Raw genomic sequence first — 24775 nt, forward strand, 5'->3', positions numbered from 1 at the left:
AAGGCAGCGTGCCAGGTCACTGCGCCAGGGAAAAGCCGTCCCAGGCGATTCGGCGGTGCGGGTGCGGATCGAACTCGACGCGGCACTTGCGGTCGAACACCATGACGGCGCGGTCCTCGACGGTGTAGGCGGGCCAGTCGTCGCCCGGGACTCCGGAGTGGCTGAATGACCGCCAACGGCGTTGTACCTGGTTGCTGACCTTCAGGGCGGCGCGCCGGTCGGCGGCGGCGGTCAGCAGCGCGCCGAACCTGGTGCGATAGACATCGAAGACCGCGAGCAGTTCGGTGGCGTGGGTGGCGCCCAGGCCCGACCAGCGCAGCGTCCGGGGGGCGTAGTCGTATCGGTACAGGTAGGTGGGGGCGTGGGTGCCGTGGGCCTCGGCGATCTGCCAGGCCGCCGAGCTGAACGCGAAGTCGCCACCGAGCTGGATGCACGCCGACGGCGCCGGGTAATCCGGGTAGGCGGCGGTGATGCGTTCCCGGGCCGCCGGGTCGGTGTCGGCCAGCAGCTCCTCGATCATCGTCTGGTTGGTCGGCAGCATCTTGAGGAACCGGGTGAACAGGCGGCCCTCCTCGGCGTTGGTTCCCACGATCAGCGGCACCCGGTGCGCGCGGCCGGTGCGCATGGCCTCGACGGGGTCGACGGGGACGACGTCGTCGCCGAACACCGGGCCGATCGGGAAGGCGCCCAGCCTGTTCTCCATGCCCTGATCGATGAGGCGGTGCTGCGTCTCCACCAGCCGCTCGGGGGACGCCTGCATCAGCGCCTGGGCGGCATCCCGCCCGGTGGCGCCCAGCAGGCGGGCGAAGCGGTCCGCGAACTCCTCGGCGGTCTCGCGCGAGCGCACCATGCCCGACGCGGGGCTTTCCGAGATCGCCCGCGCGAAGAGCCCCTCGGCGGCGGGCACCGCCAGCAGGGTGGCCGTGATGTGCGCTCCCGCGCTCTCCCCGAAGATCGTGACTCGGCCCGGGTCACCGCCGAATTCGGCGATGTTGTCTCGCACCCACTGCAACGCCATGACGAGGTCGCGCAGGTAGAGGTTGCTGTCGATGGGGTGTTCTGGTGTCGACAGCGACGACAGGTCCAGGCAGCCCAGCGCGCCCAGCCGGTAGTTCACGGACACGTACACACACCCGCGGCGGGCCAGCGCGGCGCCGTCGTAAAGCGGGGTTGCCGAGCTGCCCAGGATGTATCCGCCGCCGTGGATGAAGACCATGACCGGCAGCGGTTCGCCACCGGCTCGCTCAGGGGTGACGACGTTGAGCGTGAGGCAATCTTCGCCCATCGGCTGGTAGCGGCCGACCCCGAGCATCGTGTAGCGGCGCTGCTGGGGCGCGCAGTTGCCGAAGCCGTGGCAGTGCCGTACTCCCGACCACGGCGATGCGGGCTGCGGCGCCCGAAATCGCAGGCGCCCCACCGGCGGGCGCGCGTACGGGATAGACCGCCAGCGGTTGACGCCGTCCCGGGTGAAGCCTTCGACGGTTCCGGTCGTCGTGCGCGCGCGAACGGTGCGCTCATGCATAATTCCGACGGTAGCCGACATGAGCGGCGCGACGCGCGCGCAAGGTCCCTTTTCGGGACCCGTGGCGATCGCAAGCGCGGCGTAGCCGGGCGCCGCGGGTCGCCACCGTCGGACCCGTGGCGGCTAGCCTGGCGGAATGCGGATCGCCGTGCTGATGGCAGCGTCGTTGCTGGTTGCCGGCTGCTCCCACCCGGGCGGTGGGTCGTCCGGGCAAACGACGGGACCGTCCGGGAGTGCCCCGCCGACGACGACCACGCCCTCGACCGGCAAGCCCGCCGCGCCATCCACCGCGCCCGCGGCCGGAGCCTCGATGCCCGACGTCATCGCCTGGATCGAGGCCGGCCGCCCCGCGGATCCCGGTCGCTACCACAGCGCGACGCGCGACGGCGTCACCACGCCACTCGGCGACGACGTCGCCTTCACGGCAAAGGCCGCCCAAGCCTCCTGCATGACGGACGCCAGACACACCGGCGGCGCGCTGCTCTGCCTGGTGAGCCTGGTCAGCCCCCCGCCGCGACCCGAGACCGCCTACGGCGACTGGAAGGGCGGTTGGGTCGATTTCGACGGGACAAATCTGCAGGTCGGCGCCTCCCGCGGGGACCCGGGTCCGTTCGTCAACGGCGACGGCGCCGAACTGGCCACTGGGGACACGCTGTCGATCGGCGACTACCGGTGCCGCGCCGGCGACGCAGGCCTGTTCTGTGTGAACTACGCGCACCAGTCGGCGGTCCGGTTCGCCGCCGTGGGCATCGAGCCGTTCGGTTGCCTGCGGTCGGTGCCGCCGCCCGACGGCGTCGGGATCGCGTTCGGCTGCTGAGCTACCTGGATTTGTTGCACGCGCGGGTGCGTTCGTGCGAAGCCGGCCGTTGGCCGTAGTAAGCCGGGCGGTCGACGCCGGCTGGTACACCCGAAGCCGGCCGGTGATCGGCGCGCTGCCGTCGTCGAAGTTGCCGCGGGGGCAGTGTGATTCGCGGCGCGAAGTACGACCGTCACAGCAATCTCGGCGGTTGGAACCCGAGGAGAACGATCGGGCTGCGCGGCCAAGCGACCGAATTTCTGGCGCGTCGCCCTCAGGACGCGGGTTCAAGCACACGGATCTCCCCCGTGCTGCCGTCGACCTCGACCAAGGCCCCGGCCGGCAGGCGCCGGGTGGCGCCCTGGGCGTCCACCACGCAGGGAAACCCGAACTCGCGGGCCACCACCGCCGCGTGTGACATCGGGCCGCCGAGCTCGGTGACCACCGCGGCGGCGTAGCAGAACGCGGCTGTGTACCCGACGTCGGTGACCTCCGCGACGAGGATCTCGCCGGGCTGCAGGTCGTCGATGGTTTCGGGCCGCACGATGCGCACCCGCCCGCGCACCCGTCCCCCGCAGACGCCGACCCCGCGCAGGGTGTCGCCGCTGGACAGCGCCGGAGTCGAGGTCACCGACGGCTGCCAGCTGCCGCTGAACACGGTCGGCGGGACGACGCCGGCCAGCCTGCGCTGCTCGGCGCGGCGCCGCGCCACCAGGTCCTTCACGTCCGGGGGCAGAGCGTCCAGCTCGTCGACCAAGAGGTAGAAGACGTCGTCGGCGGTGTCGAAGGTGCCGGCGTCCACCAGCCGGCGCCCGTATTCGCGCAGCAGGGCGCGCAGCACCCAGTTCGCCCGCACCATCTTGTCCCGGCGCACCTCGCGGTCGCGCAGCTGCCGCGCGGCAAGGAACGCGACGGGCTTGGCGCGCAACGGGATTCGAGCGTGCCACGGCTGCGGTGCCGGCGGCGCGCTCATCGCGCGAGTCACCATCCGGATCAGTAGCTCCGGGTCGTCGGCGTAACTGGTCGAGAGCATCTCGAGTTCGGCCGGACCACGATGCCCGATCAATGCCAGCTCGTCGAGCACCGCGGCGTGGAACTCCGGGGCGTCGGCGGCCAGCCGGTCGAGGTGGTGGCCGGGCTCGGCCAGCAACCGGCTCACCTTCGGGTCGCGCTGCGCCGCGGCCACCAGCCGCTGCATCGCCTCCACCGAGCGCGCGCTGACGAGTTCGGGCCCCGCCGCCGGGGCGGTGTCCTTGCCGCACAGGCCGCGCAGCAACACGTTGAACGCGGCGCACAGCATGAACGAGCCCGAGGCCAGCACCCAGCTGTGCACGACGTGGTCGCGCGCCAGCAGCACGAGGCTGAGGAGCCGGCGCTCGTCGAGCCGGGTGAGGTCGCCACCCGCGAGCCGCTCGAGCCGGTCGACGTCGGCCACGAAGTCGCGGGTATCCGCGGGCGAACCGGCGCTCAGCCCAACCAGATTCACGCCGAAGACGCCGATGTTGCGGACGGTGCGCAGCTGCTTGCGCAGTCGGCCGGACTCGGACGGCGGGCGCTCGTCCCCAAAGATCGGCAGCGACGCCATGCTGGGGCCGAAGAATCCGCTGTTGCTGACGATCGTCGCGGGTTTGGCGAAGGGCACGGTCTCGGCCATGAAATGCGCGGAGGTGATGGCGCCGTAAAGCCGATGGGCGAACACTGCGACGGTGCGCATTGCGATCTCGCGCTGGATGATTCCCCCGGGCCGCAGCCGCGCGGCGATGCCGACGCCGCCGGCGCGGAGGCCCCGCACAGTGACCGAGGCCGAGGACGGCGAGAACGGGCCCGGCAGCGCCTCCGACAGGTTGGTCGCCAGGTAGGTCGGGAACCGCGGGTCGATCGGGGTGTCGAACTCGCCGTTGAGCCCTTCGGGCCCGGCCAATCGGGGCCGCACTCCGTCGTCGGCGGGGGCGTCGACGGCGGGCAGCTCCTGGATGTTGGCCAGCCGCCACGGCAGCGAGACGACGCGCCTGCCGACCGTGACCCGTCCGCGCACGGCCAGCGCCAGGTCCTCGACGCACTCGTCGGCGGACCACGCCGGCGCGAATCCCCACTCGTCGCGCAGCCGCGCGGTGTTCATCAGCGGGGCACCGCGCACCAGTTCCAGCTCGGCCGCGAATCGGCGGCGTGCCTGCGCGGCCAACGGTCCGGCCAGCGGAATGACCGGGCGGCCGAGCGCTGCGGCGACCCGGCGGAACGCCGTCATCCCCGGTGCGGCGAGATTGACCGTGGTGGTTGGTATTTGGCGGTCCAGGATGGCGCGCTGCAACAGCCGCAGCGCGTCGTCTACGTGGATCAGCTGCAGCCCGCGATCGACCGGTCCGTCGGGAAACGCCGGCAGGGCCAGCGCCCGGAGCACCCAGTTGTCGACACCGCGGCCGACTACCGGAGCGCAGCGGACCGAGATCGAGTCCACCTCCGCGGTCGAAACCAGTTGCTCGACACGGGCCTTCAGGATGCCGTCGGCGGATCCGGGGGTGGTCGCGTCGCCCTCGGCCCTCGCCGCGCCTCCCCCGCCGTAGACGTGTGCCGAAGACGGGAAAACGATCCGGCTCGTCCCGGAGTCCGCCATGGCCGCAAGCACGTTGAGCGTGCCGTCGATGTTGACCTCGCGGCTGATCCGGTCGTACGGGCCGGGGCTCGTCGCCCACGCACAGTGCGCGACGACGTCCGCGCCGGCGATACAGCGCTTGACCGCGCCGGAATCGCGGATGTCCGCCGTGACGAACTCGGCCGCGCTCGACCAGCTGTCCGGTCGGTGCCGGGCGATCCCGACCACCTCGTGGCCCTGGCCGAGCAGGCGGGCGGCGAGGCCGCGGCCGAGCACACCGCCGGCCCCCGTGATGGCGATTCTCACTGACGGCGCTCGCTCATCGGGTCACTCGTCATCGTTCATCAACGCGGCGTTGACCAGGTCGTCGAGATCCATGTCGGCGATGTCCTTCTGGGTGCTCACGGCGGCCGGGCCGTGGCCGTTTCCGTTCTCGCTGCCGTCGGATTCGGCGGCCAGCGCGAGCAACAGCTCCAGCACGCCGGCCTGTCGCAGCCGCTTGATCGGGATCGACCCGACGACGCGCTGGATGTCCGCGTCCCCGGGTGCGGCGGCGGCCGGGGCGGCCTGCTCGGACGCCCCGACGAGTTCGGAGTGCATGTATCCGGCCAGCGCGGCGGAGTTCGGGTAGTCGAAGATGAGCGTCGGCGAAAGCGGTAGGCCCGTAGCGGATTTCAGCCTGTTGCGCATCTCAACCGCGGTCAGCGAATCGAAGCCGAGCTCCTGGAAAGCCCGGTCCGGGTCGATGGCCTCCGGACTCGCGCTGCCCAGCACGGTGGCGATGTTGGAACGCACCAGGTCCAGCAGTATCGCCCGCTGCTCGTCTTCGGGCAGCCCCTCGAGGCGTTGCAGCAGCGCCGATTTCGACTTGGCGGCGGCCAGCGTGTCGTCGACCTGGCGCCGGGTGGGTGCGTTGATCAGGTCGACGAACATCGGCGGCAAGGTACCCCCGTCGAACTTGACCCGCAGCGCCGCGAAGTCGATGTGGGCGGGCAGCAGGAACGGCTCACCCACGATCATTGCCGTGTCCAACAATTGGAGCGCCTCGTCCGACGACATCGCGACGATGCCGTCCCGGGCGAACCGCGCGAAGTCGACGGTCGCCAGGCCACCGGTCATGGCGCTGGCCTGATTCCACAGACCCCAGCCCAGCGACAGCGCCGGCAGCCCCTGCGCCTGCCGGTGCGCCGCCAGCGCGTCCAGGAACGAGTTCGCCGCCGCGTAGTTGCCCTGCCCTGACGACCCCACCAGTCCGGCCATCGAGGAGAACATCACGAACGCCGACAGGTCGAGGTCGCGGGTCAACTCGTGCAGGTTCCACGCGGCGTCCACCTTGGCCCGCAACGCCACGGCCATCCGCTCGGGCGTCAGGGACGTCACCACCGCGTCGTCGAGCGCGCCGGCGGTATGGATCACGGCCGAAAGGGGGTGTTGCACACCGATGTCGGCGATCACCTTGGCCAGTGCCTCGCGGTCGGCGGCGTCACACGCCACGACATGGACCCGGGCGCCGGCCTCACTGAGGTCGGCCACCAGCTCAGCCGCCCCGGGCGCTTCCGGACCGCTGCGGCTGACCAAGACGAGATCGCGCACGCCGTGATGGGCCACCACGTGCCGCGCCAGGGCGGAACCCGCCATGCCGGTGCCGCCAGTGATGAGCACGGTGCCGTCCGTCCACGCGTCCGGCATGACCATGACGACCTTCCCGACGTGGCGGGCCTGGCTCAGGTACCGCAGGGCCGCCGGCGCGCGGCGGATGTCGAACGTCGTCACCGGCAACGGACGCAGCACGTCATCGCCGAAGAGGGCGGCGAGTTCGGCGAGCATCTGCCGGATGCGGTCCGGCCCGGCCTCGAACAGGTCGAAGGCGCGGTATCGCACGCCCGGGTGATCGCGCGCGACCGCGTCGGCGTCGCGGATGTCGGTCTTGCCCATCTCGAGGAATACCCCGCCGGGGGCGACCAGCCGCAGGGACGCGTCCACGAAATCACCGGCCAGCGAGTCCAGCACGAGATCCATGCCGCGGCCCCCGGTGACCGCCCGGAACTTCTCCTCGAACTCGAGGCTGCGTGAGTCCGCGATGTGGTCCTCGTCGAAGCCCATGGCGCGCAACGTGTCCCACTTGCCGCGGCTCGCGGTCGCGAACACCTCGAGCCCCCAGTGCCGGGCCAGCTGCACCGCGGCCATGCCGACGCCCCCGGCGGCGGCGTGCACCAGGATGCGCTGCGCCGGCCGCACGCCGGCCAGGTCGCGCAGCGCGTAGAAGGCGGTCGCGAACACCACCGACGTGGTGGCGGCGGCGGTGTGTGACCACCCGGCCGGAACCTTGACCAGCAACCGCTCGTCGGTCACCGCGAGCGTTCCGGTGCCGTCCGGAAACAGCCCCATGACCCGGTCTCCGACGGCGAAATCACTTTTTTCCGAAGCGGTCTCGACGACGACGCCGGATGCCTCGACGCCCATGATCGCGTCCGGGTCGGGGTACAGACCCAGTGCGATCATCACGTCGCGGAAGTTGGCGGCGATCGCCGAGGTGGCGACCCGGACATGCCCGGGCGCCAGCGGCGCGTCGGCGTCGGGAATGCGCTCGAGCCTGAGGTTCTCGAAGGTGCCGTGGCTGCTCATTCCGAGCCGCCACGCGCCCTCGCCGGGCGGCACCAGGAGGCCGTTCACCCCACGGCTGCCGTGCACCCGAGCCGTGTGGACCGTCCCGCCTCGCAGCACCGCCTGCGGTTCGCCGACCGCCAGTACCGCCGCTACCTCGTCCTCGTCGAGGGGTGCGTCGCTGTCCACGAGCACGACGCGGCCCGGGTGCTCCGTCTGCGCCGACCGCACCAGGCCCCAGACCGCCGCGCCGGCCAGGTCGGTGACGTCTTTCCCGGGAAGCGCGACCGCGCCGCGGGTGCACACCACCAGCGTTCCCGACCGGTCGTCGGCCAACCACGCCTGAAGGACCGCCAGCACCGCACGGGTGGCCGCGTACACCTCGGTGACGACGTCGCCGCGCGCCGGCGCCGATTCGAACAGGTACGCGCGCGGCCCGGCCTCGCCCTGATCGGCCCCGGCGTCGAAACCGGCCGCGTCCCAACGGGTCACCGCCACCGGCTGAACGGCGGCCGACGGCTGCGCCGACCAGACCACCTCGAAGAGCCGGTCGGGGCCCGAGTTCGAGACCGCGGCGAGCAACTGCTGATCGCTCACGGGCCGCGCCACCATCGACGCCACCGACAGCACCGGCAGCCCCAGCCCGTCCGCCAACTCGATCGACACCGACGAGCGTCCCGTCGGCGCGATCCGGGCTCGCACCGCGGAGGCGCCCGCGGCGTGCAGTGACGCCCGCTGCCACGAGAACGGCACCAGGATGGAGCCTTCGGCGAATTCGCCGCTCTCGGCGGTCAGGATCACCGCGTGCAGGGCCGCATCCAGCATCGCCGGGTGAACGCCGAACCCGGCGGTGGACACCCCGGCGTCCGCGGGCAGCGCGACCTCGGCGAAGACCTCGTCGCCGCGGCGCCACATCGACGTCAGGCCGCGGAAGGCCGGGCCGTAGCCGTAGCCGCGTGCGGCCAATCGCTCGTACCCGTCACCGACGTCCACCGGGACTGCACCCACCGGGGGCCACGCCGAAAGATCCGCGCCCGGCTCGACCGAACCCGGACTCAGCACGCCCTCCGCGTGCAGCACCCACCCGGAGCCGATCTCGGCCCGCGAAAAGACCGACACCGCACGCGAACCCGACTCCTCGGGGCCGCCGACGACGACCTGGACGGCGACCGATCCCCCGGCCGGCAACGCCAGCGGCGCCGCGAGATTCAACTCGTCGACGATCCCGCAGCCCACCTCGTCGCCGGCGCGGATCACCAATTCGACGAAACCCGCCCCGGGGAACAGCACGATACCGCCCACGGCGTGGTCGTTCAACCAGCCCTGCGCGCTGGGCGACAGGCGGCCCGTCAGCACCACCCCACCGGTCGCCGGCAGCTCCACCACCGCGCCCAGCAGCGCGTGCTCGCTCGCGCCCAGCCCCAGGCCGGCGGCATCGGCCGCGGCGCCGTCGCTGGACAGCCAGAACCGCCGCCGCTCGAAGGCATAGGTGGGCAGCTCCACGAAGTTGCCCACGCCGATCGCGGCGCGCCAGTCCACGTTCATGCCGGTGACGAAGCCCCGCGCGACCGCATCGGTCAGCGTCGAGGGCTCGGGGCGGTCCTTTCGCAGCGCGGACATTGCGGTCACCGGGGTGTCGGGCAGCAGCTCCTCGATCGAGGCCGTCAACCCGCTGCTGGGGCCCACCTCGACGAAGCGGTGCGCGCCCGCGTTGTGCACGAAGCGGATGCTGTCGGCGAACCGCACCGCCTCGCGGATGTGCCGCTTCCAGTAGGCCACCGACGCGAAGTCGTCCGCCGCCAGTTGTCCCGTCACGTTCGACACGATCGGGATGCTCGGCGGCGCGACGGCGAGACCGGCCGCCACCGAGGCGAATTCGTCGATCATCGGCTCCATCAACGGCGAGTGGAACGCGTGAGACACCGCCAGCCGATGCACGCGACGGCCGTCGGCGCGCAGCCGTTCGGCGACCGCGGCCACATCGTCCGCTGCGCCTGAGATCACCACGGATGCGGGCCCGTTGATCGCCGCGATGCCGAGTTGTTCGGAGGCGTCCAGCAGCGGCCGGACTTCCTCCTCGGTGGCCTGCACCGCGACCATGGCCCCACCCGGCGGCAGCGCCTGCATGAACCGCCCGCGCGCCGCCACCAGCACCGCCGCGTTCTCGAGCGACAGCACCCCGGCGACATGGGCGGCAGACAGCTCGCCCACGGAATGGCCCAACACGAAATCGGGCCGGACGCCCCAGGACTCGAGCAACCGGAACAACGCGACTTCCACCGCGAACAGGGCGGGTTGGGCGAATTCCGTGGTGTTTAGCAAGTCCTCGTCGTGACCCCACATCACCTCGCGCAACGGGCGCAGCAGGTGCCGGTCGAGCTCGGCGACCACGGTGTTGAACGCCTCGGCGAACACCGGGTAGGCGGCGTGCAGCCCCATGCCCATGCCGAGAGTCTGGGAGCCCTGGCCGGGGAAGACGAAGACGGTCTTGCCCGCCGGGGTGGCGGTGCCGCGGATCACCGACACGGGCGAGTCGGCGGCCAGCTCGTCCAGCCCGGCCAGCAACCGATCCCGCTCACCCCCGACCACCACGGCCCGATGCTCGAACGCCGACCGACCCGCCAACGACCACGCCACATCGACAGCACCCAACCCACCATGCCCACGCACATGCTCGGCCAACCGCGACGCCTGAGCACCCAACGCCGACGCCGACTTCGCCGACACCACCCACGGCACCACCACCGGCACCGAACCCACCTCCGGCCGAGCCGATTCCGGCGCCGCCTCAACAATCACATGCGCATTGGTGCCACTGATCCCAAACGACGACACCCCCGCCCGCCGCACACGACCATCAGCCGGCCACACCCGCGCCTCACTCAACAACGACACCGCACCCGCCGACCAATCCACATGCGGGCTCGGCTCATCGACATGCAACGTCGCCGGCAACAACTCGTGGCGCATCGCCAACACCATCTTGATGATGCCGGCCACCCCCGCCGCGGCCTGGGTATGACCCATATTCGACTTGATCGACCCCAACCACAGCGGCTCCGTGCGACCCTGCCCGTAAGTAGCCAACAACGCCTGCGCCTCAATCGGATCGCCCAACGTCGTGCCCGTCCCGTGCCCCTCAACCACATCCACGTCGCCCGGCGACAGCCCCGCATTGGCCAACGCCGCCCGCACCACCCGCTGCTGCGACGGACCATTCGGCGCGGTCAACCCATTCGACGCACCATCCTGATTCACCGCACTACCACGCACCACCGCCAACACCGGATGCCCCAACCGCCGCGCATCCGACAACCGCTCCACCACCAGCATGCCGCCGCCCTCGGAGAATCCGGTGCCGTCGGCGGCCCCGGCGAAGGCCTTGCAGCGGCCGTCGGGGGAAAGTCCGCGCCAGCGGCTGAATTCCACGAAGATGTCGGGCGTGGCGTTGATCGTGACGCCGCCGGCCAGCGCCAGGTCACACTCACCCGACCGCAACGACTGCACCGCCATGTGCAACGCCACCAACGACGACGAACACGCCGTGTCCACCGAAACCGCCGGCCCCTCCAACCCCAGCACATACGACACCCGGCCCGACGCCACGCTCGACAGCTGGCCGGTCAGCCGGAAGCCCTCCACCGGCTCGGCGGCGAACATGCCGTAGCCCTGCGTCATCACCCCGGCGAAGACGCCGGTGGCGCTGCCCCGCAGCCCGGTCGGGTCAATTCCCGCCCGCTCCAACGCCTCCCACGACAGCTCCAGGAACATCCGCTGCTGGGGATCCATCGCCAGCGCCTCGCTGGGACCGACGCCGAAGAACCCGGGATCGAAGTCGGCGACCCCGTCGACGAAGCCGCCGGTGCGCGTGTAGCAGGCACCCGGGACGTCCGGGTCGGGGTTGAACAGCCCGGCCAGGTCCCAGCCGCGGTCGCCAGGGAACTCCGAGAGCACGTCGCGGCCGTCGACCAGCATGGCCCACAGGTCGTCGGGCGAGTTCACGCCGCCGGGGTAGCGGCACGACATGCCGACAATCGCGATCGGGTCGTCGCCCGCGGCCCGGACCGCGGGGACATGCTTGACTTCCTGTGGCACACCGGCGAGTTCGGCGCGCATGTACCGCGCCAACGCGCCCGGCGTCGGGTAGTCGAAGATGAGCGTCGGCGACAGCGACAGCCCGGTCGCGGTCTTCAGCCGGTTGCGCATCTCGACGGCGGTCAGCGAGTCGAACCCCAGCTCCTGGAACGCCTTGTCCGGATCGATGGCCTCGGGGTCGACGTTGCCGAGGACGGTCGCAATGTGGGACCGCACCAGGTCCAGCAGAACGGCGTGCTGCTCGGCCTCCGGCAACCCGTGCAAACGCTGGGCCAGGGCCGATTTCGACTTCGCGGCGACCAGCGAATCGTCGACCTGCCGACGGGCCGGGGCGTTGACCAGCTCGGTGAACATCGGCGGCACTCTCACCGCGTGGGCGCGGAGCGCGGTGAGATCGATCCGTGCGGCCGCGAGGTATGGCTCCTCCAACATGACTGCGGTGTCGAACAATTCGAGCGCCTCGTCCGACGACAACGCCAGCACCCCGTCGCGGCCGAGCCGGGCCCGATCGGCGGCGTCCAGCCCGCCGGTCATGGCGCTGGCCTGATCCCACAGCCCCCAGCCCAGCGACACCGCCGGAAGACCGTTGGCCCGGCGGTGCTGCGCCAAACCGTCCAGGAACGTGTTCGCCGCCGCGTAGTTAGCCTGGCCGGGCGCGCCCATCAGCCCCGCCATCGAGGAGAACATCACGAACGCGGACACGTCGAGGTCGCGGGTGAGCTCGTGCAGGTTCCACGCGGCGTCCACCTTGGCCCGCAGCACCGCGTCGACGCGCTCGGGCGTGAGCGACGTGACCACCCCGTCATCGAGCACGCCGGCGGCGTGCACCACGGCCGAGAGCGGGTGTTGCCCATCGATGGCGGCGATCACGTCGGCCAACGCCTGGCGGTCGGCCGCGTCGCACGCGACGACCCGAACCTGCGCCCCGGCCCTGCCCAACTCCGCCGCCAAGTCGGCGGCGTCCGGCGCATCGGGACCGCGCCGACTGAGCAGCAACACGTTTCGGGCGCCGTGGTGGTTCACCACGTGGCGCGCCAGGGCCGAACCGGCCATCCCGGTGCCGCCGGTGACGAGCACGGTGCCGGCCGCCCAGGCGTCCGGCATGGTCAGGACGATCTTGCCGGTGTGGCGCGCCTGGCTCAGGTACCGCAGCGCCGCGGGCGCACGACGGACGTCGAACGTCGTCACCGGCAATGGACGCAGAATGCCGGCGTCGAACAACTCGGCCAGCTCGAGCATGTACTGGTGCATGCGGGGGCGCCCGGGCTCGAACAGATCGAAGGCGCGGTAGCGCACCCCCGGGTATTCCTGCGCCACCACGCCGGGATCGCGGATGTCGGTCTTGCCCATCTCGAGGAAGACCCCGCCGGGCGCCACCAACCGCAGTGACGCGTCGACGAACTCACCGGCCAGCGAGTCCAGCACCACATCGAAGCCGCGGCCACCCGTGACCGTGCGGAACTTCTCCTCGAACTCGAGGCTTCGCGAGTCCGAGATGTGGTCCTCGTCGAAACCCATGGCGCGCAGCGTGTCCCACTTGCCGCGGCTGGCGGTGGCGAAGACCTCCAGGCCCAGATGCCGAGCCAGCTGCACGGCGGCCATGCCGACGCCGCCGGTGCCGGCATGGATCAGGACCCGCTGCCCCGGCTTGACGGCGGCCAGGTGGATGAACGCGTAGTAGGCGGTGGTGAAAACGGCCGAGATGGCGGCGGCCTCGGCGTACGACCAGTCGGCGGGCATGGGGAGCAGGAGCCGAACGTCACCGGCGACCAGAGTGCCGCTGCCGTCCGGGAAGAACCCGAATACCGAGTCGCCGACCGCGAATTCGGTGACACCGGGGCCGACCTCGACGACCACGCCGGCGCCTTCACCGCCGATCAACGCGTCGTGGGTGAACATCCCGAGGGTGATCATGATGTCGCGGAAGTTGGCGGCGATCGCGCGCATGGCCACGCGCACCTGGCCGGGCTCCAGCGGCGCGCCGGCGTTGGGCACCGGCTCGAGCCGCAGGTTTTCGAAGGTCCCGGCGCTGCCGATGCCGAGCCGCCACGGCCCGTCGGCCGGGGGCGTCAGAACCCCGCCGGCCGGTCGGCTGGCCCGCACCCGCGGGGTGTGGACCGTGTGGCCGCGCAGCACCGCCTGCGGCTCCCCCACCGCGAGCACCGCAGATACGGCCGAATCGTCCACGGGTGCATCGGAATCGACCAGCACGATCCGACCGGGATGCTCGGTCTGCGCCGAGCGCACCAGCCCCCAGACCGCCGCGCCCGCCAGGTCGGTGACGTCCTCCCCCGCCAGCGCCATGGCGCCGCGGGTGGCCACCACCAACACCCCGGAGTCGCGCTCGGTCAGCCACGACTGCACCGCGGCCAGCGCCCGGCGCGTCCGGTCGTGCGCGTCCGCGACCGGGTCGGTCTGCCCCGCAAGGGATTCGAAGACTTCGTACGGCTGGGAGTCGCCGGCCGCCGCCGACGAGGACGCCGGTGCCGACGCCGGCGACCAGATCACCTCGAACAACCGGTCCGGTCCCGTTCCCGACACCGCGGCGCGCAGCTGTTGCTCGGTGACCGGACGGGCCGCCATCGACGACACCGAGAGCACCGGCAGCCCCAGCCCATCGGCCAGCTCGATCGACACCGAGGTGGGACCCGTCGGAGCGATGCGTGCCCGCACCGCCGACGCGCCCGCCGCGTGGAGTGACACCCCCTGCCAGGCGAACGGCAAGGCGACCTCGGCCGCGCCTTGGTTGGCCATCACGACCGCGTGCAACGCCGCGTCGAGCAATGCCGGGTGGATGCCGAAACCGCCTGCGCCACCGGCGGCGTCGGGCAGCTTCGCCTCGGCGAACACCTCGTCGCCGCGGACCCACATGGCCGTCAGGCCGCGGAAGGCGGGACCGTACCCGTATCCGCCGGCCGCCAACCGCTCATAACCATCCGCCGCGTCGACCGCGACCGCGCCCGCCGGCGGCCACGCCGACAGGTCCGCCGCCGGCTCGACCGACCCGGGGCTCAGCGCACCCTCGGCGTGGCACACCCACGCCGACGCCGCGTCGCTATCGGCTCGCGAGAAGATCGAGACGCTGCGCCGCCCGCCCTCGGCGTCCGCGGGAGCGCCGACGACGACCTGCACCGCAACGGCTCCCGAGGACGGCAGCAGCAGCGGCGCCTGCAAGGTCAATTCGTCGACGACCGGACACCCGACCTCATCGCCGGCGCGGATCGCCAACTCCACGAAGCCCGCCCCGGGGAACACGGTCACGCCGGACACCGCGTGGTCGGCCAGCCAGCCCTGCCCGGTGGGCGACAGCCGGCCGGTCAGCACCACCCCACCGGAGGCCGGCAGATCGACAACGGCGCCCAGCAGGGGGTGTTCGCCGGCTGCCAGGCCCAGCCCGGCGGCGTCAGCGCCGACGCCGTCGCCGGCGATCCAAAAGCGCCGCCGCTCAAAGGCATACGTCGGCAGCTCGACGAACCGCCCGCCGTCCAAAACGCCGCGCCAGTCCACGCCCACCCCGGCGACGAACGCGGTGGCGGCCGAGACCAGGAATCGCTCCAGGCCACCCTCGTCTCGCCCTAGGGTGGGGACGACGCGCGCCTCCGCAGGGCCCGCGGTGCAGTCGTTGACGGTGTCCTCGATCCCGGCGATCAACGCGGGGTGCGGGCTGGATTCGATGAAGGTCCGATACCCGTGCTCGACTGCGCTGCGCACGGCCTGGTCGAGCAGCACGGTCTGCCGGATGTTGCGGTACCAGTAATCGGCGTCCAATGCCGTTGTGTCGACGCGGCTTCCGGTCACCGTGGAGAAGAAGGCGGTGCGGGAGGCGAGCGGCTCGATGCCGGCCAGCGCCTCAGTCAGCTCGTGGCGGATGGCCTCGACCTCGGCCGAATGCGACGCGTAGTCCACGTCGATGCGACGGGTGCGCAGCCCGTGGTCGGCGCAGCTGCCGATCAGCTGGTCGAGCGCGGCGACCTCGCCGGAGATCACCACCGCCGACGGACCGTTGACGGCGGCGATCGCGAGCCGGTCCCCGAACGGCGCCAACAACTCTCGAGCCCGCTCGGCGCCGCAGGCGATCGAGGCCATGCCGCCCGGACCGGCCAGTGCGGTGAGCAGCTTGCTGCGCAGGATGACCACCTTCGTGGCATCGCGCAACGACAGCGCTCCGGAGACATACGCGGCCGCGATCTCGCCTTGCGAATGACCGATGACGGCGTCCGGGCGCACGCCGACCGACTTCCAGAGCTCGGCCAGCGCCACCATCACCGCAAACAGCACCGGCTGGACCACGTCGACGCGTTCCAGGCCCGGGGCGCCGGGAGCGCCGCGCAGGACGTCGGTCAGCGACCAGTCCACGAATTCGGCGAAGGCCTCTTCACACGCCCGGATCTGCTGGGCGAATGCGGGTGCCGTGTCCAGCAATTCGACGCCCATGCCCGGCCACTGGGAGCCCTGGCCGGGGAAGACGAAGACGGTCTTGCCCGCCGGGGTGGCGGTGCCGCGGATCACCGACACGGGCGAGTCGGCGGCCAGCTCGTCCAGCCCGGCCAGCAACCGATCCCGCTCACCCCCGACCACCACGGCCCGATGCTCGAACGCCGACCGCCCCGCCAACGACCACGCCACATCGACAGCACCCAGCCCACCATGCCCACGCACATGCTCGGCCAACCGCGACGCCTGAGCACCCAACGCCGACGCCGACTTCGCCGACACCACCCACGGCACCACCACCGGCACCGAACCCACCTCCGGCCGAGCCGATTCCGGCGCCGCCTCAACAATCACATGCGCATTGGTGCCACTGATCCCAAACGACGACACCCCCGCCCGCCGCACACGACCATCAGCCGGCCACACCCGCGCCTCACTCAACAACGACACCGCACCCGCCGACCAATCCACATGCGGGCTCGGCTCATCGACATGCAACGTCGCCGGCAACAACTCGTGGCGCATCGCCAACACCATCTTGATGATGCCGGCCACCCCCGCCGCGGCCTGGGTATGACCCATATTCGACTTGATCGACCCCAACCACAGCGGCTCCGTGCGACCCTGCCCGTAAGTAGCCAACAACGCCTGCGCCTCAATCGGATCGCCCAACGTCGTGCCCGTCCCGTGCCCCTCAACCACATCCACGTCGCCCGGCGACAGCCCCGCATTGGCCAACGCCGCCCGCACCACCCGCTGCTGCGACGGACCATTCGGCGCGGTCAACCCATTCGACGCACCATCCTGATTCACCGCACTACCACGCACCACCGCCAACACCGGATGCCCCAACCGCCGCGCATCCGACAACCGCTCCACCACCAGGACAGCGCCGCCCTCGGACCAGCCGACCCCGTCGGCCGCACCCGCATACGCCTTGCAGCGGCCGTCGGGCGCCAGCCCGCGATGCCGGCTGAATTCCACGAAGACCGTCGGCGTGGCGTTCACGGTTGCGCCGCCGGCCAGCGCCAGGTCACACTCACCCGACCGCAACGACTGCACCGCCATGTGCAACGCCACCAACGACGACGAACACGCCGTGTCCACCGAAACCGCCGGCCCCTCCAACCCCAGCACATACGACACCCGGCCCGACGCCACGCTCGAGGTCATGCCGGTCAGGCGGTAACCCTCGATCTCCTCGGCCAACATGCCGTAGCCCTGGACGATGAGGCCCGCGAAGACGCCGGTGGCGCTGCCCCGCAGCCCGGTCGGGTCAATTCCCGCCCGCTCCAACGCCTCCCACGACAGCTCCAGCAGCATCCGGTGCTGGGGATCCATCGCCAGCGCCTCGCTGGGGGCGATGCCGAAGAACCCGGGATCGAAGTCGGCGACCCCGTCGACGAAGCCGCCGGTGCGGACGTACGACTTGTGCCGCGCGTCGGGATCGGGGTCGAAGAGGCCGGCCAGGTCCCAGCCGCGGTCGGTGGGGAACTCCGTCATCACGTCGCGGCCGTCGGCAACCATCTGCCAGAGGCCCTCCGGGGAGTCGATTCCGCCTGGGAAGCGGCAGGACATACCGACGATGGCGATCGGCTCGCTCGACCGCTCCAGCAGCGCGCGATTGGTGCGCTTCAGGCGTTCCACCTGGACCAGCGCCTTGCGCAGCGCTTCGGTCGCATGCTGGAGTTGATCAACCATCAGTAACCTCGCCTAACCCTCGCCTAACTTGGCTGCCTGCTAACGCCGGGTGCGGACCTCGCCGAGTCACGGAATTTGTTGCATGTGGCGATGCCGTCGCGGAGACGAGCGCCATGCTGCTCTTCGACACAAGTTCGCTGGTGAGTATCGCCAACTCCGGCACGATTTCAAAACGCCCGATACTCCCAGCTGCTAGAGGAGGACCGGCTCGAGAATGCGAGACACGCGGGGCGCCATGCACGTAGCCCTGGGTTCACCCGGCCTGTCGTCCATGGCGCGACTGTACCCGGCTCCGGATCGACGGTGATGATGCGCATGAGGGACGGCGGCGGCGGCAGGGTCAAACACCCGCCCGGCGCCAGCCGTCGGCGGCCCGGGCGGCGCGGACCAGCACGTCGCACAATTCGCGGAGTTCGGCCGGCCCTGCGCCTTCGTCGAGCGCGGTCGCGACGTCGTCCGCCGCGCATCGGACCTGGTAGACCCGGTCCGACAGGTCGGCGGCGTCGTCGGCGGACAACACCACCGCATCGGCGGGCAGGTCGGTCGCTCCAGCACGGTTGAACGAGGCCCGCTGCTCGTAGGCCCGCTGCCGGCACGACTGCCGGCAGTACTGGCGGCGGCGCCCCATTCCGGCGTCGCTCACGTCACGACCACACCACCGGCATGGCTGTGGTTGGGCGCGGCGAGTCACGCCGCCGACTTTAGCCGGAGCGCTCCTCGATCCCGGTATCATCGATGGTCGCGTCGCACACACCGCTCGTTTCCTGGGAACTACCCAGGGTGTCGTAACGTTGAGTTAACGAAGATTTGCAATACGGGGCCGCCAGGCTCAAAAGACCCAGAGGAGTAGCACACATGGCTGATCGCGTCTTGAGAGGCAGTCGCCTTGGGGCCGTGAGCTACGAGACCGACCGCAACCACGACCTCGCGCCGCGGCAGATCGCGCGGTATCGCACCGAGAACGGCGAGGAGTTCGAAGTCCCGTTCGCCGACGACGCCGAGATTCCCGGCACCTGGCTGTGCCGCAACGGCATGGAAGGCACCCTGATCGAGGGTGACCTGCCGGAACCGAAGAAGGTCAAGCCGCCGCGGACGCACTGGGACATGTTGCTGGAGCGCCGCTCGGTCGAGGAGCTCGAGGAGCTGCTCAAGGAGCGCCTCGAGATCATCAGGACCCGCCGCCGCGGCTGACCTCGCCGCCCACCGCGCCTACGCGTGGTCGTGAGCGCGGGCGGCTCGGACGCGGTTGAGCCGCCCCTCGACACCCCATCGGGTGACCTTCGCCAGCGCCTCGCGAATGTTCGATCCGCTCATCTTGGAGACGCCCAGTTCGCGCTCGGTGAAGGTGATCGGTACCTCGACGATGGTGAACCTGTTGCAGACGGTGCGCCACGTCAGGTCGATCTGGAAGCAGTAGCCCTTCGAGTCCACCGCGTCCAGGCCGATCGCCTCGAGGACCTCGCGGCGGTAGGCCCGGTAGCCGGCGGTGATGTCGTGCACACCGATGCCGAGCGCCAGCCGCGCGTAGGTGTTCGCCGTCCAGGACAGCGCCCAGCGCCGCCACGGCCAGTTGCGGACGTTGCCGCCCTCGACGTAGCGCGAACCGATGGCCAGGTCGGCGCCGGCGTCGACGGCGTCGAGTAAGAGGTGCAGCTGTTCGGGGGCGTGGCTGCCGTCGGCGTCCATCTCGACGAGCACCGAGTAGTCGTGGCTCAGACCCCAGGCGAAGCCCGCCAGGTAGGCCGCACCCAGGCCATCCTTGGCGGTCCGATGCATGACATGCGTGCGGCCCGGATCGGCCGCCGCCAGTTCGTCGGCGATCTCGCCGGTGCCGTCGGGGCTGCTGTCGTCGACGATCAGCAGGTGGACGTTGGGGCACGCTTCTTTGAGCCGGCGGTGGATCACCGGCAGGTTCTCCCGCTCGTTGTAGGTGGGGATGATCACCAAGGTCCGCTGGCTGGGCTGGTTGGGGATGCCGCCCGGAATCCGGGGTGCCGGCTTGCCGCTGGTCATGTAGCTCCTCCGTGTCGCCCGAAATCGGGTCGGCCGCCCTCCTCGGGCGGGCTGTCTTGCATTGTCTCCAGGCCGTCGTGGCCGCCGTCGGGCGAACTCCCCCGCAGGTCGTCCGCGCCGCCCCCGTCGGGCGCGGTTCCGTTCGCCCTTTCCGTGCCACCGTCGTCAGCACGCGGTTGGTCGGGCGGCGCACCGGCGTCTTCGGCGTCGTCCCGGCGCCGGGCCCTACGACGAATCGGCCGCGGGAACCACACCGGAAAAGACCCCGAGGAGGAACCCGAGAAAGACCTATTGTGCCGTATCCCGGCCAGGATGGCCCCCGCGGCCGCCGCGACCAGGGCCCACTGCACGATCGGGCCCCACCGGGTCGCCGGCGTCAGCTTCGTCTTCAGCCGCACCTGGATGTCGAGGTAGGCCGGCTGGAAAAAGTCGGTCCGCACCAGCTCGGCGCCGTCCGGCGCGATGACCGCGCTGATCCCGGTGGTGCCCGCCACCACCACGTAGCGGTCGTGCTCGACGGCACGCACCTGCGCGAACGCCAGCTGCTGTTCGCTCATCGTCTTGTTGAAGGTGGCGTTGTTGCTCGGCACGGCCAGCAGCTGCGCGCCGTTACGGACCGCCTGCCGCGGGGCGCGGTCGAAGATCACCTCCCAGCACGTGGCCACCCCGACCGGCACCCCCGCGATGTGCACGACGCCGCTGCCGGCGCCGGGCACCATGTGGCCGGCCCGGTCGGCGTAGCCGGACAGGTGCTTGAAGAGCCACGGCATCGGCAGGTACTCGCCGAACGGCTGCACGATCTGCTTGTCGTGACGGTCGGCCGGCCCCGTCACGGGGTTCCACACGATGACGGTGTTGGTATACGCCGGATCCTGCGGTGGGCGGCCCGGGACGTCGAGCACCGTGCCGATCAGGATCGGCGCTCCGATCGCCGCCGCGGCCTGTGCGATCTGCTGGGCGGCGTCGGGGTTGACGAACGGGTCGATGTCCGACGAGTCCTCCGGCCAGATCACGAACTGCGGTTGGGGTGCGACGCCGGCGCGCACGTCCTCGGCCAGGTGCAGGGTCTCCCGGACGTGGTTGTCCAAGACGGCGCGGCGTTGGGCGTTGAAGTCCAGGCCCAGCCGCGGCACGTTGCCCTGGACCGCGGCGACCGTGACCGACTGTTCCCCGCCGTTTCCCATGCCGGCGTGCCGCACCTGGGGCCAGACGACGATCGCGGCGAGCAACACCAGGCAGATGCATACGCCGGGCAGCACCACGGCGGGCGGCGGCGAGTCGGCTGTCGCGGCCGCGGCGCCGGTCTCGCGCGTCGCCGCGTGTCCGGTGTTCCACCACTTCGCGATCTCCAGGCCGATCGCCGCCACGCTGAATCCCACCAGCATGATCGCGGTGGACAGGAGCGCTACGCCGCCGAGCTGCACGAGCGGCAGCAACGGGCCTTGCGCCTGGCCGAACGCCACCAGCCCCCAGGGGAACCCGCCGAAGGGAAGGATCGACTTCAGCCATTCCTGGGCCGCCCACACCAGCGCGAACCAGATCGGCCAGCCGGGCAGCCGCCGCACCACGACCGCGAACAGTCCGAACACCGCGGGAAACAGCGCGCACGTCGTCGACAGCGCCAGCCATGGCGCGGCACCCACGAGGTTGCTGATCCAGGGCAGCAGCGGGACGTACAGCGCCAGCCCGAACAGGAATCCATAGCCGAGGCCACCCGCGACGGTCGTGGCGGGGTGCGTCAGCACCCACGCGAGCAGGGCGGCGGCGATGACGGCCGCCCACCACCAGTTCAGCGGCGGGAAGCTGGCGCACAGCAGCAAGCCGGCCCCGACGGCCAGCACCAACCGTGGCAGGCGCGGCCGCAGCGTGGCCCACACCCCGGGCAGCCGCGCGATCACCGCGGCGCTGACGGACGCGGCGGCACGTCGCGCCGCTCGCGCCGGTGAGGCGGCATCCTTGGGCGTCCCCTCATCGCCCTGGTCCGGTTCAGGCTCGACCCTGACCTCGGCGGGTTCCTCGTCGCGCTCGGACTCGGCCTCCTCGCTGATCGGGTCGCCGCCGGTGCGTCCCGGCAGCCATTCGTCAGCCATAGATCACCGCGCCCCGGTGCACCGTGCGCAGGCAACGGGGCAAGGCGTCCGTCGGGCCGAGCGGCGGCAGGGCCGGGACCCGGGAACGGGGGTCGGTGGACCACCGCTGAACCCCGTCCAAGGGTGCGCTGACCTCGAGGGGGCCGACGTCCCACACGGCGTAGGAGGCGGGCGCGCCCGGAACCAGGGTGCCCGCGGTGCCGTCGCGGACGCCCGCCGCCCGCCAGCCACCCCGGGTGGCGGCCGCGAACGCGGCGCGCGCCGAGACGGCGCTGCCGGGGGTACGGTGGTTGACCGCCGCGCGCACACTCGCCCACGGGTCGTGGCCTGTCACGGGGGCGTCCGTACCGAGCGCGAGGGGCACGCCTTGGGATGCTAACAGCGCGAGCGGATTGAGCCGGAGGCCTCGTTCGGCGCCCAGCCGCCGCGCGTACATGCCGTCGGCACCGCCCCACAGGGCGTCGAAGTTGGGTTGGACGCTCGCGATGACGCCCCAGGCGCCGAGCTTGGCGGCCTGCTCGGCGCTGACCATCTCCACGTGCTCGAGGCGGTGCCCGCAGCGGGCCACGGCCCCCACGCCCAGGTCGTCGACGACCCGCTCGAAGGCGGCAACCGCGGCCGAGACCGCGGCGTCGCCGATCACGTGGAAGCCGGCGGTCACCCCGGCCGTCGTGCACGCCCGCACATGGGCCTCCACGGCGTCGGGGTCCAGGTAACAGGTGCCGACGCGGTCGGGGGCGTCGGCGTAGGGCTCGTGCAGCCAGGCGGTGCGGGAACCGAGCGCGCCGTCGACGAAGAGGTCGCCGGCCAGCCCCCGCGCGCCCGTCTCGTCGAGCAGGGCGCGGGCCTGTTCGGGGGTGGTCACCGCCTCCCCCCAGTAACCGACGACCTCGACGCCGTGATCGAGGGCACGCAGGCGCCGCCAGTCCTCGAGGCCGCCGATCTCCGGGCCGGCGCATTCGTGCACCGCGACGATCCCCGAAGCGGCGGCCGCGTGCAGCGCCGCGGTCCGGGCGTCGGCGAGTTGCTCGGGCGTCAGCAGGTCGCGGGCGAGGGCGCGCACCAGGTGGTGGGCGTCGCCGGCCAGTGGCTCCTCGGCGCTGAAGCCGGCAGCCGCCGGCAGGTCCGGGGCCAGCCTCCGCAGCGCCGTCGAGGCGAGCGCGGAGTGGACGTCGACGCGTGTCAGGTAGGCGGGCCGGTCACCGAGCGCGGCGTCGAGGTCGGCGGTGGTCGGCGGCGAGTTCTCGGGCCATCCCGATTCGTCCCAGCCGTGCCCCCACACCGGTCGGTCCGGGTGGGCGGCCGCGTGGTCGGCCAGCATCCTCAGGCACTCGCCGCGCGATCGCGCCGGGCGCAAGTCCAGCCCGCTGAGCGTCAGCCCCATCGCGCTGACGTGGACGTGGCTGTCCACGAAGCCGGGCCCAACGAAGGCGCCCTGCAGGTCTTCGACACCGGCGCCCGGGAACTGGCCGCGGCCGACGTCGTCGCTGCCCAGCCAGACGACCACGTCGCCGCGCACCGCCATCGCGGTCGCGTCGGGGTGCGCCGGGCTGTGCACCCGCCCGTTGACCAACAGGGTGGTCTCGGCGCTCGTCTCGATCAGGCTCACAGGCCAAAACTACGTGGGCCACCCGTCAGGGTCGGTCCGGCGAGCGATTCGGCAGGGCGGGCGGCTCGGCGTCGTACACGTCGATAACCTCGCCGTCGATGTAGTCGCGACGGTCCCCGAAGTCACCGCGCCGGGGCGCGGTCGTGAACGCGGTCGCGTAGGTGACCAGCGGGACGCGCCCGCGCAGGCCGCGGATGGCAAACGACGCCAGAGCGGGGGCCGCGACCGCGCGCACCGACGGGACCAGCAGCAGCAGGCCCAGCGCGGTGGTGACCATGCCGGGCACCATGACCAGTCCCATGGCCAGCGTGAGCATGGCGCCGTCACTCGCCAGCGTCCGTCTTTCACTCAACCCGGAGCGCAACTGCCCGATCCGGTGGATCAGGTGTGAGCCGGCCATGGGCGCCAGGATGCCCCACCCGAGCAGGGCGGTGGCCAACAGCACCAGCAGGGTCCAGCCCCACCCGACCGTCGACACCAGCGCGACGACCACCGTGAGCTCGACGAGGGCATAAAGGAGAAACAGCCGCCAAACCATGTCACGCCAACGTTCGCGGCCAGGCCCCGAGTTCCCCTGGTGGCGCCCGCCGACGCTGCAGTTAGATGACGCTATGACAACGATTCAGATCAACACCCCCGACGGGCCGATCGATGCGCTGCTGAACACCCCGGCGGGAACGGGGCCGTGGCCGGGTGTGGTGGTGATCCACGACCTGATCGGCTACGGACCGGACAAGCAGGCGACCAACGACCGCATCGCCCGGGCGGGCTACCTGGCGGTCACGCCGAACCTGTACGCCCGCGGCGGCCGGATCCGCTGCATCAGCCGCGTGATGCGGGAGTTGATGACCCAGCGGGGGCGCGCCCTCGACGACATCCTGGCCACCCGCGACCACCTGCTGGCCATGCCGGAGTGCAGCGGGCGTGTCGGCATCGCCGGGTTCTGCATGGGCGGTCAGTACGCGCTTGTCATGTCGCCCAGGGGATTCGGCGCGTCGGCTCCGTTCTACGGCACTCCCCTGCCCCGCCACCTCAGCGAGACGCTGGACGGGGCGTGCCCGATCGTGGCCAGCTTCGGCGGCCGCGATCCCCTGGGCCGCGGCGCGCCGGAGCGCCTGCGGGAGGTCACCGCGCGCAACAACATCACCGCCGACATCAAGGTCTACCCCGGCGTCGGGCACAGCTTCGCCAACGACCTGCCGGGCCAGCCGCTGGCCCGGATCGCGGGGTTCGGCTACGACCACGCGGCCACCGAGGACGCCTGGGACCGCGTCTTCGCGTTCTTCGGCGAGCACCTGGGGGCGACGGCGTAGCCGAAAGC

General features: G+C 71.5%; 9 protein-coding genes and 1 pseudogene. 3 read left to right on the forward strand and 7 right to left on the reverse strand.

Annotated elements, in window-relative coordinates; genetic code table 11:
* Nucleotides 1–16: 16 nt before the first annotated feature.
* Nucleotides 17–1522 carry a carboxylesterase/lipase family protein gene (locus tag G6N56_RS04880; RefSeq protein ID WP_085257359.1) on the reverse strand — a complete coding sequence of 502 codons (1506 nt, stop codon included), beginning with the start codon at nt 1520–1522 and terminating at the stop codon, nt 17–19.
* Between the two features lie 136 nt (nt 1523–1658).
* Here G6N56_RS04880 and G6N56_RS04885 point away from each other — a divergent pair, with 136 nt between their 5' ends.
* Complete coding sequence (locus tag G6N56_RS04885; protein WP_085257360.1) at nt 1659–2339, forward strand: hypothetical protein; 681 nt, start codon at nt 1659–1661, stop codon at nt 2337–2339.
* Nucleotides 2340–2592: 253 nt separating this feature from the next.
* On the opposite strand, the gene G6N56_RS04890 is transcribed toward G6N56_RS04885, so the two are convergent.
* The 3 genes from G6N56_RS04890 to G6N56_RS28520 all read right to left on the reverse strand — a co-directional run bounded on the left by G6N56_RS04890 (nt 2593) and on the right by G6N56_RS28520 (nt 18475).
* Nucleotides 2593–5214 carry a sugar epimerase family protein gene (locus G6N56_RS04890; RefSeq protein ID WP_085257361.1) on the reverse strand — a complete coding sequence of 874 codons (2622 nt, stop codon included), beginning with the start codon at nt 5212–5214 and terminating at the stop codon, nt 2593–2595.
* A gap of 21 nt (nt 5215–5235) precedes the next feature.
* On the reverse strand, nt 5236–17742 hold the full coding sequence (locus tag G6N56_RS04895) for a type I polyketide synthase (protein WP_085257362.1): 12507 nt from the start codon (nt 17740–17742) through the stop codon (nt 5236–5238).
* A 340-nt stretch (nt 17743–18082) separates the two neighbouring features.
* Complete coding sequence (locus G6N56_RS28520; protein ID WP_085257363.1) at nt 18083–18475, reverse strand: hypothetical protein; 393 nt, start codon at nt 18473–18475, stop codon at nt 18083–18085.
* Between the two features lie 122 nt (nt 18476–18597).
* Here G6N56_RS28520 and rbpA point away from each other — a divergent pair, with 122 nt between their 5' ends.
* Entirely contained in the window at nt 18598–18933 is a 336-nt protein-coding gene (rbpA, locus tag G6N56_RS04905; RefSeq protein ID WP_007170328.1) for an RNA polymerase-binding protein RbpA, read from the forward strand.
* Here rbpA and lnt read toward each other — a convergent pair.
* The 3 genes and pseudogenes from lnt to G6N56_RS04925 all read right to left on the reverse strand — a co-directional run bounded on the left by lnt (nt 18911) and on the right by G6N56_RS04925 (nt 23992).
* A pseudogene (gene lnt, locus G6N56_RS04915) lies at nt 18911–21845 on the reverse strand (apolipoprotein N-acyltransferase). The gene rbpA and the pseudogene lnt sit on opposite strands and share 23 nt — an antisense overlap.
* The gene (locus G6N56_RS04920; RefSeq protein WP_085257403.1) at nt 21838–23370 is read right to left on the reverse strand and encodes an amidohydrolase; all 1533 of its coding nucleotides are present in this window, start codon (nt 23368–23370) and stop codon (nt 21838–21840) included. The pseudogene lnt and the gene G6N56_RS04920 overlap by 8 nt, the downstream one beginning before the upstream one ends.
* Before the next feature lie 109 nt (nt 23371–23479).
* A complete protein-coding gene (locus G6N56_RS04925; protein ID WP_085257366.1) occupies nt 23480–23992 on the reverse strand; it encodes an FxsA family protein in 513 nt (170 codons plus the stop codon).
* A gap of 73 nt (nt 23993–24065) precedes the next feature.
* Here G6N56_RS04925 and G6N56_RS04930 point away from each other — a divergent pair, with 73 nt between their 5' ends.
* Entirely contained in the window at nt 24066–24767 is a 702-nt protein-coding gene (locus G6N56_RS04930; RefSeq protein ID WP_085257367.1) for a dienelactone hydrolase family protein, read from the forward strand.
* The last annotated feature ends 8 nt before the right edge of the window (nt 24768–24775 follow it).

The organism is Mycobacterium saskatchewanense, assembly GCF_010729105.1.
Lineage (GTDB): Bacteria > Actinomycetota > Actinomycetes > Mycobacteriales > Mycobacteriaceae > Mycobacterium > Mycobacterium saskatchewanense.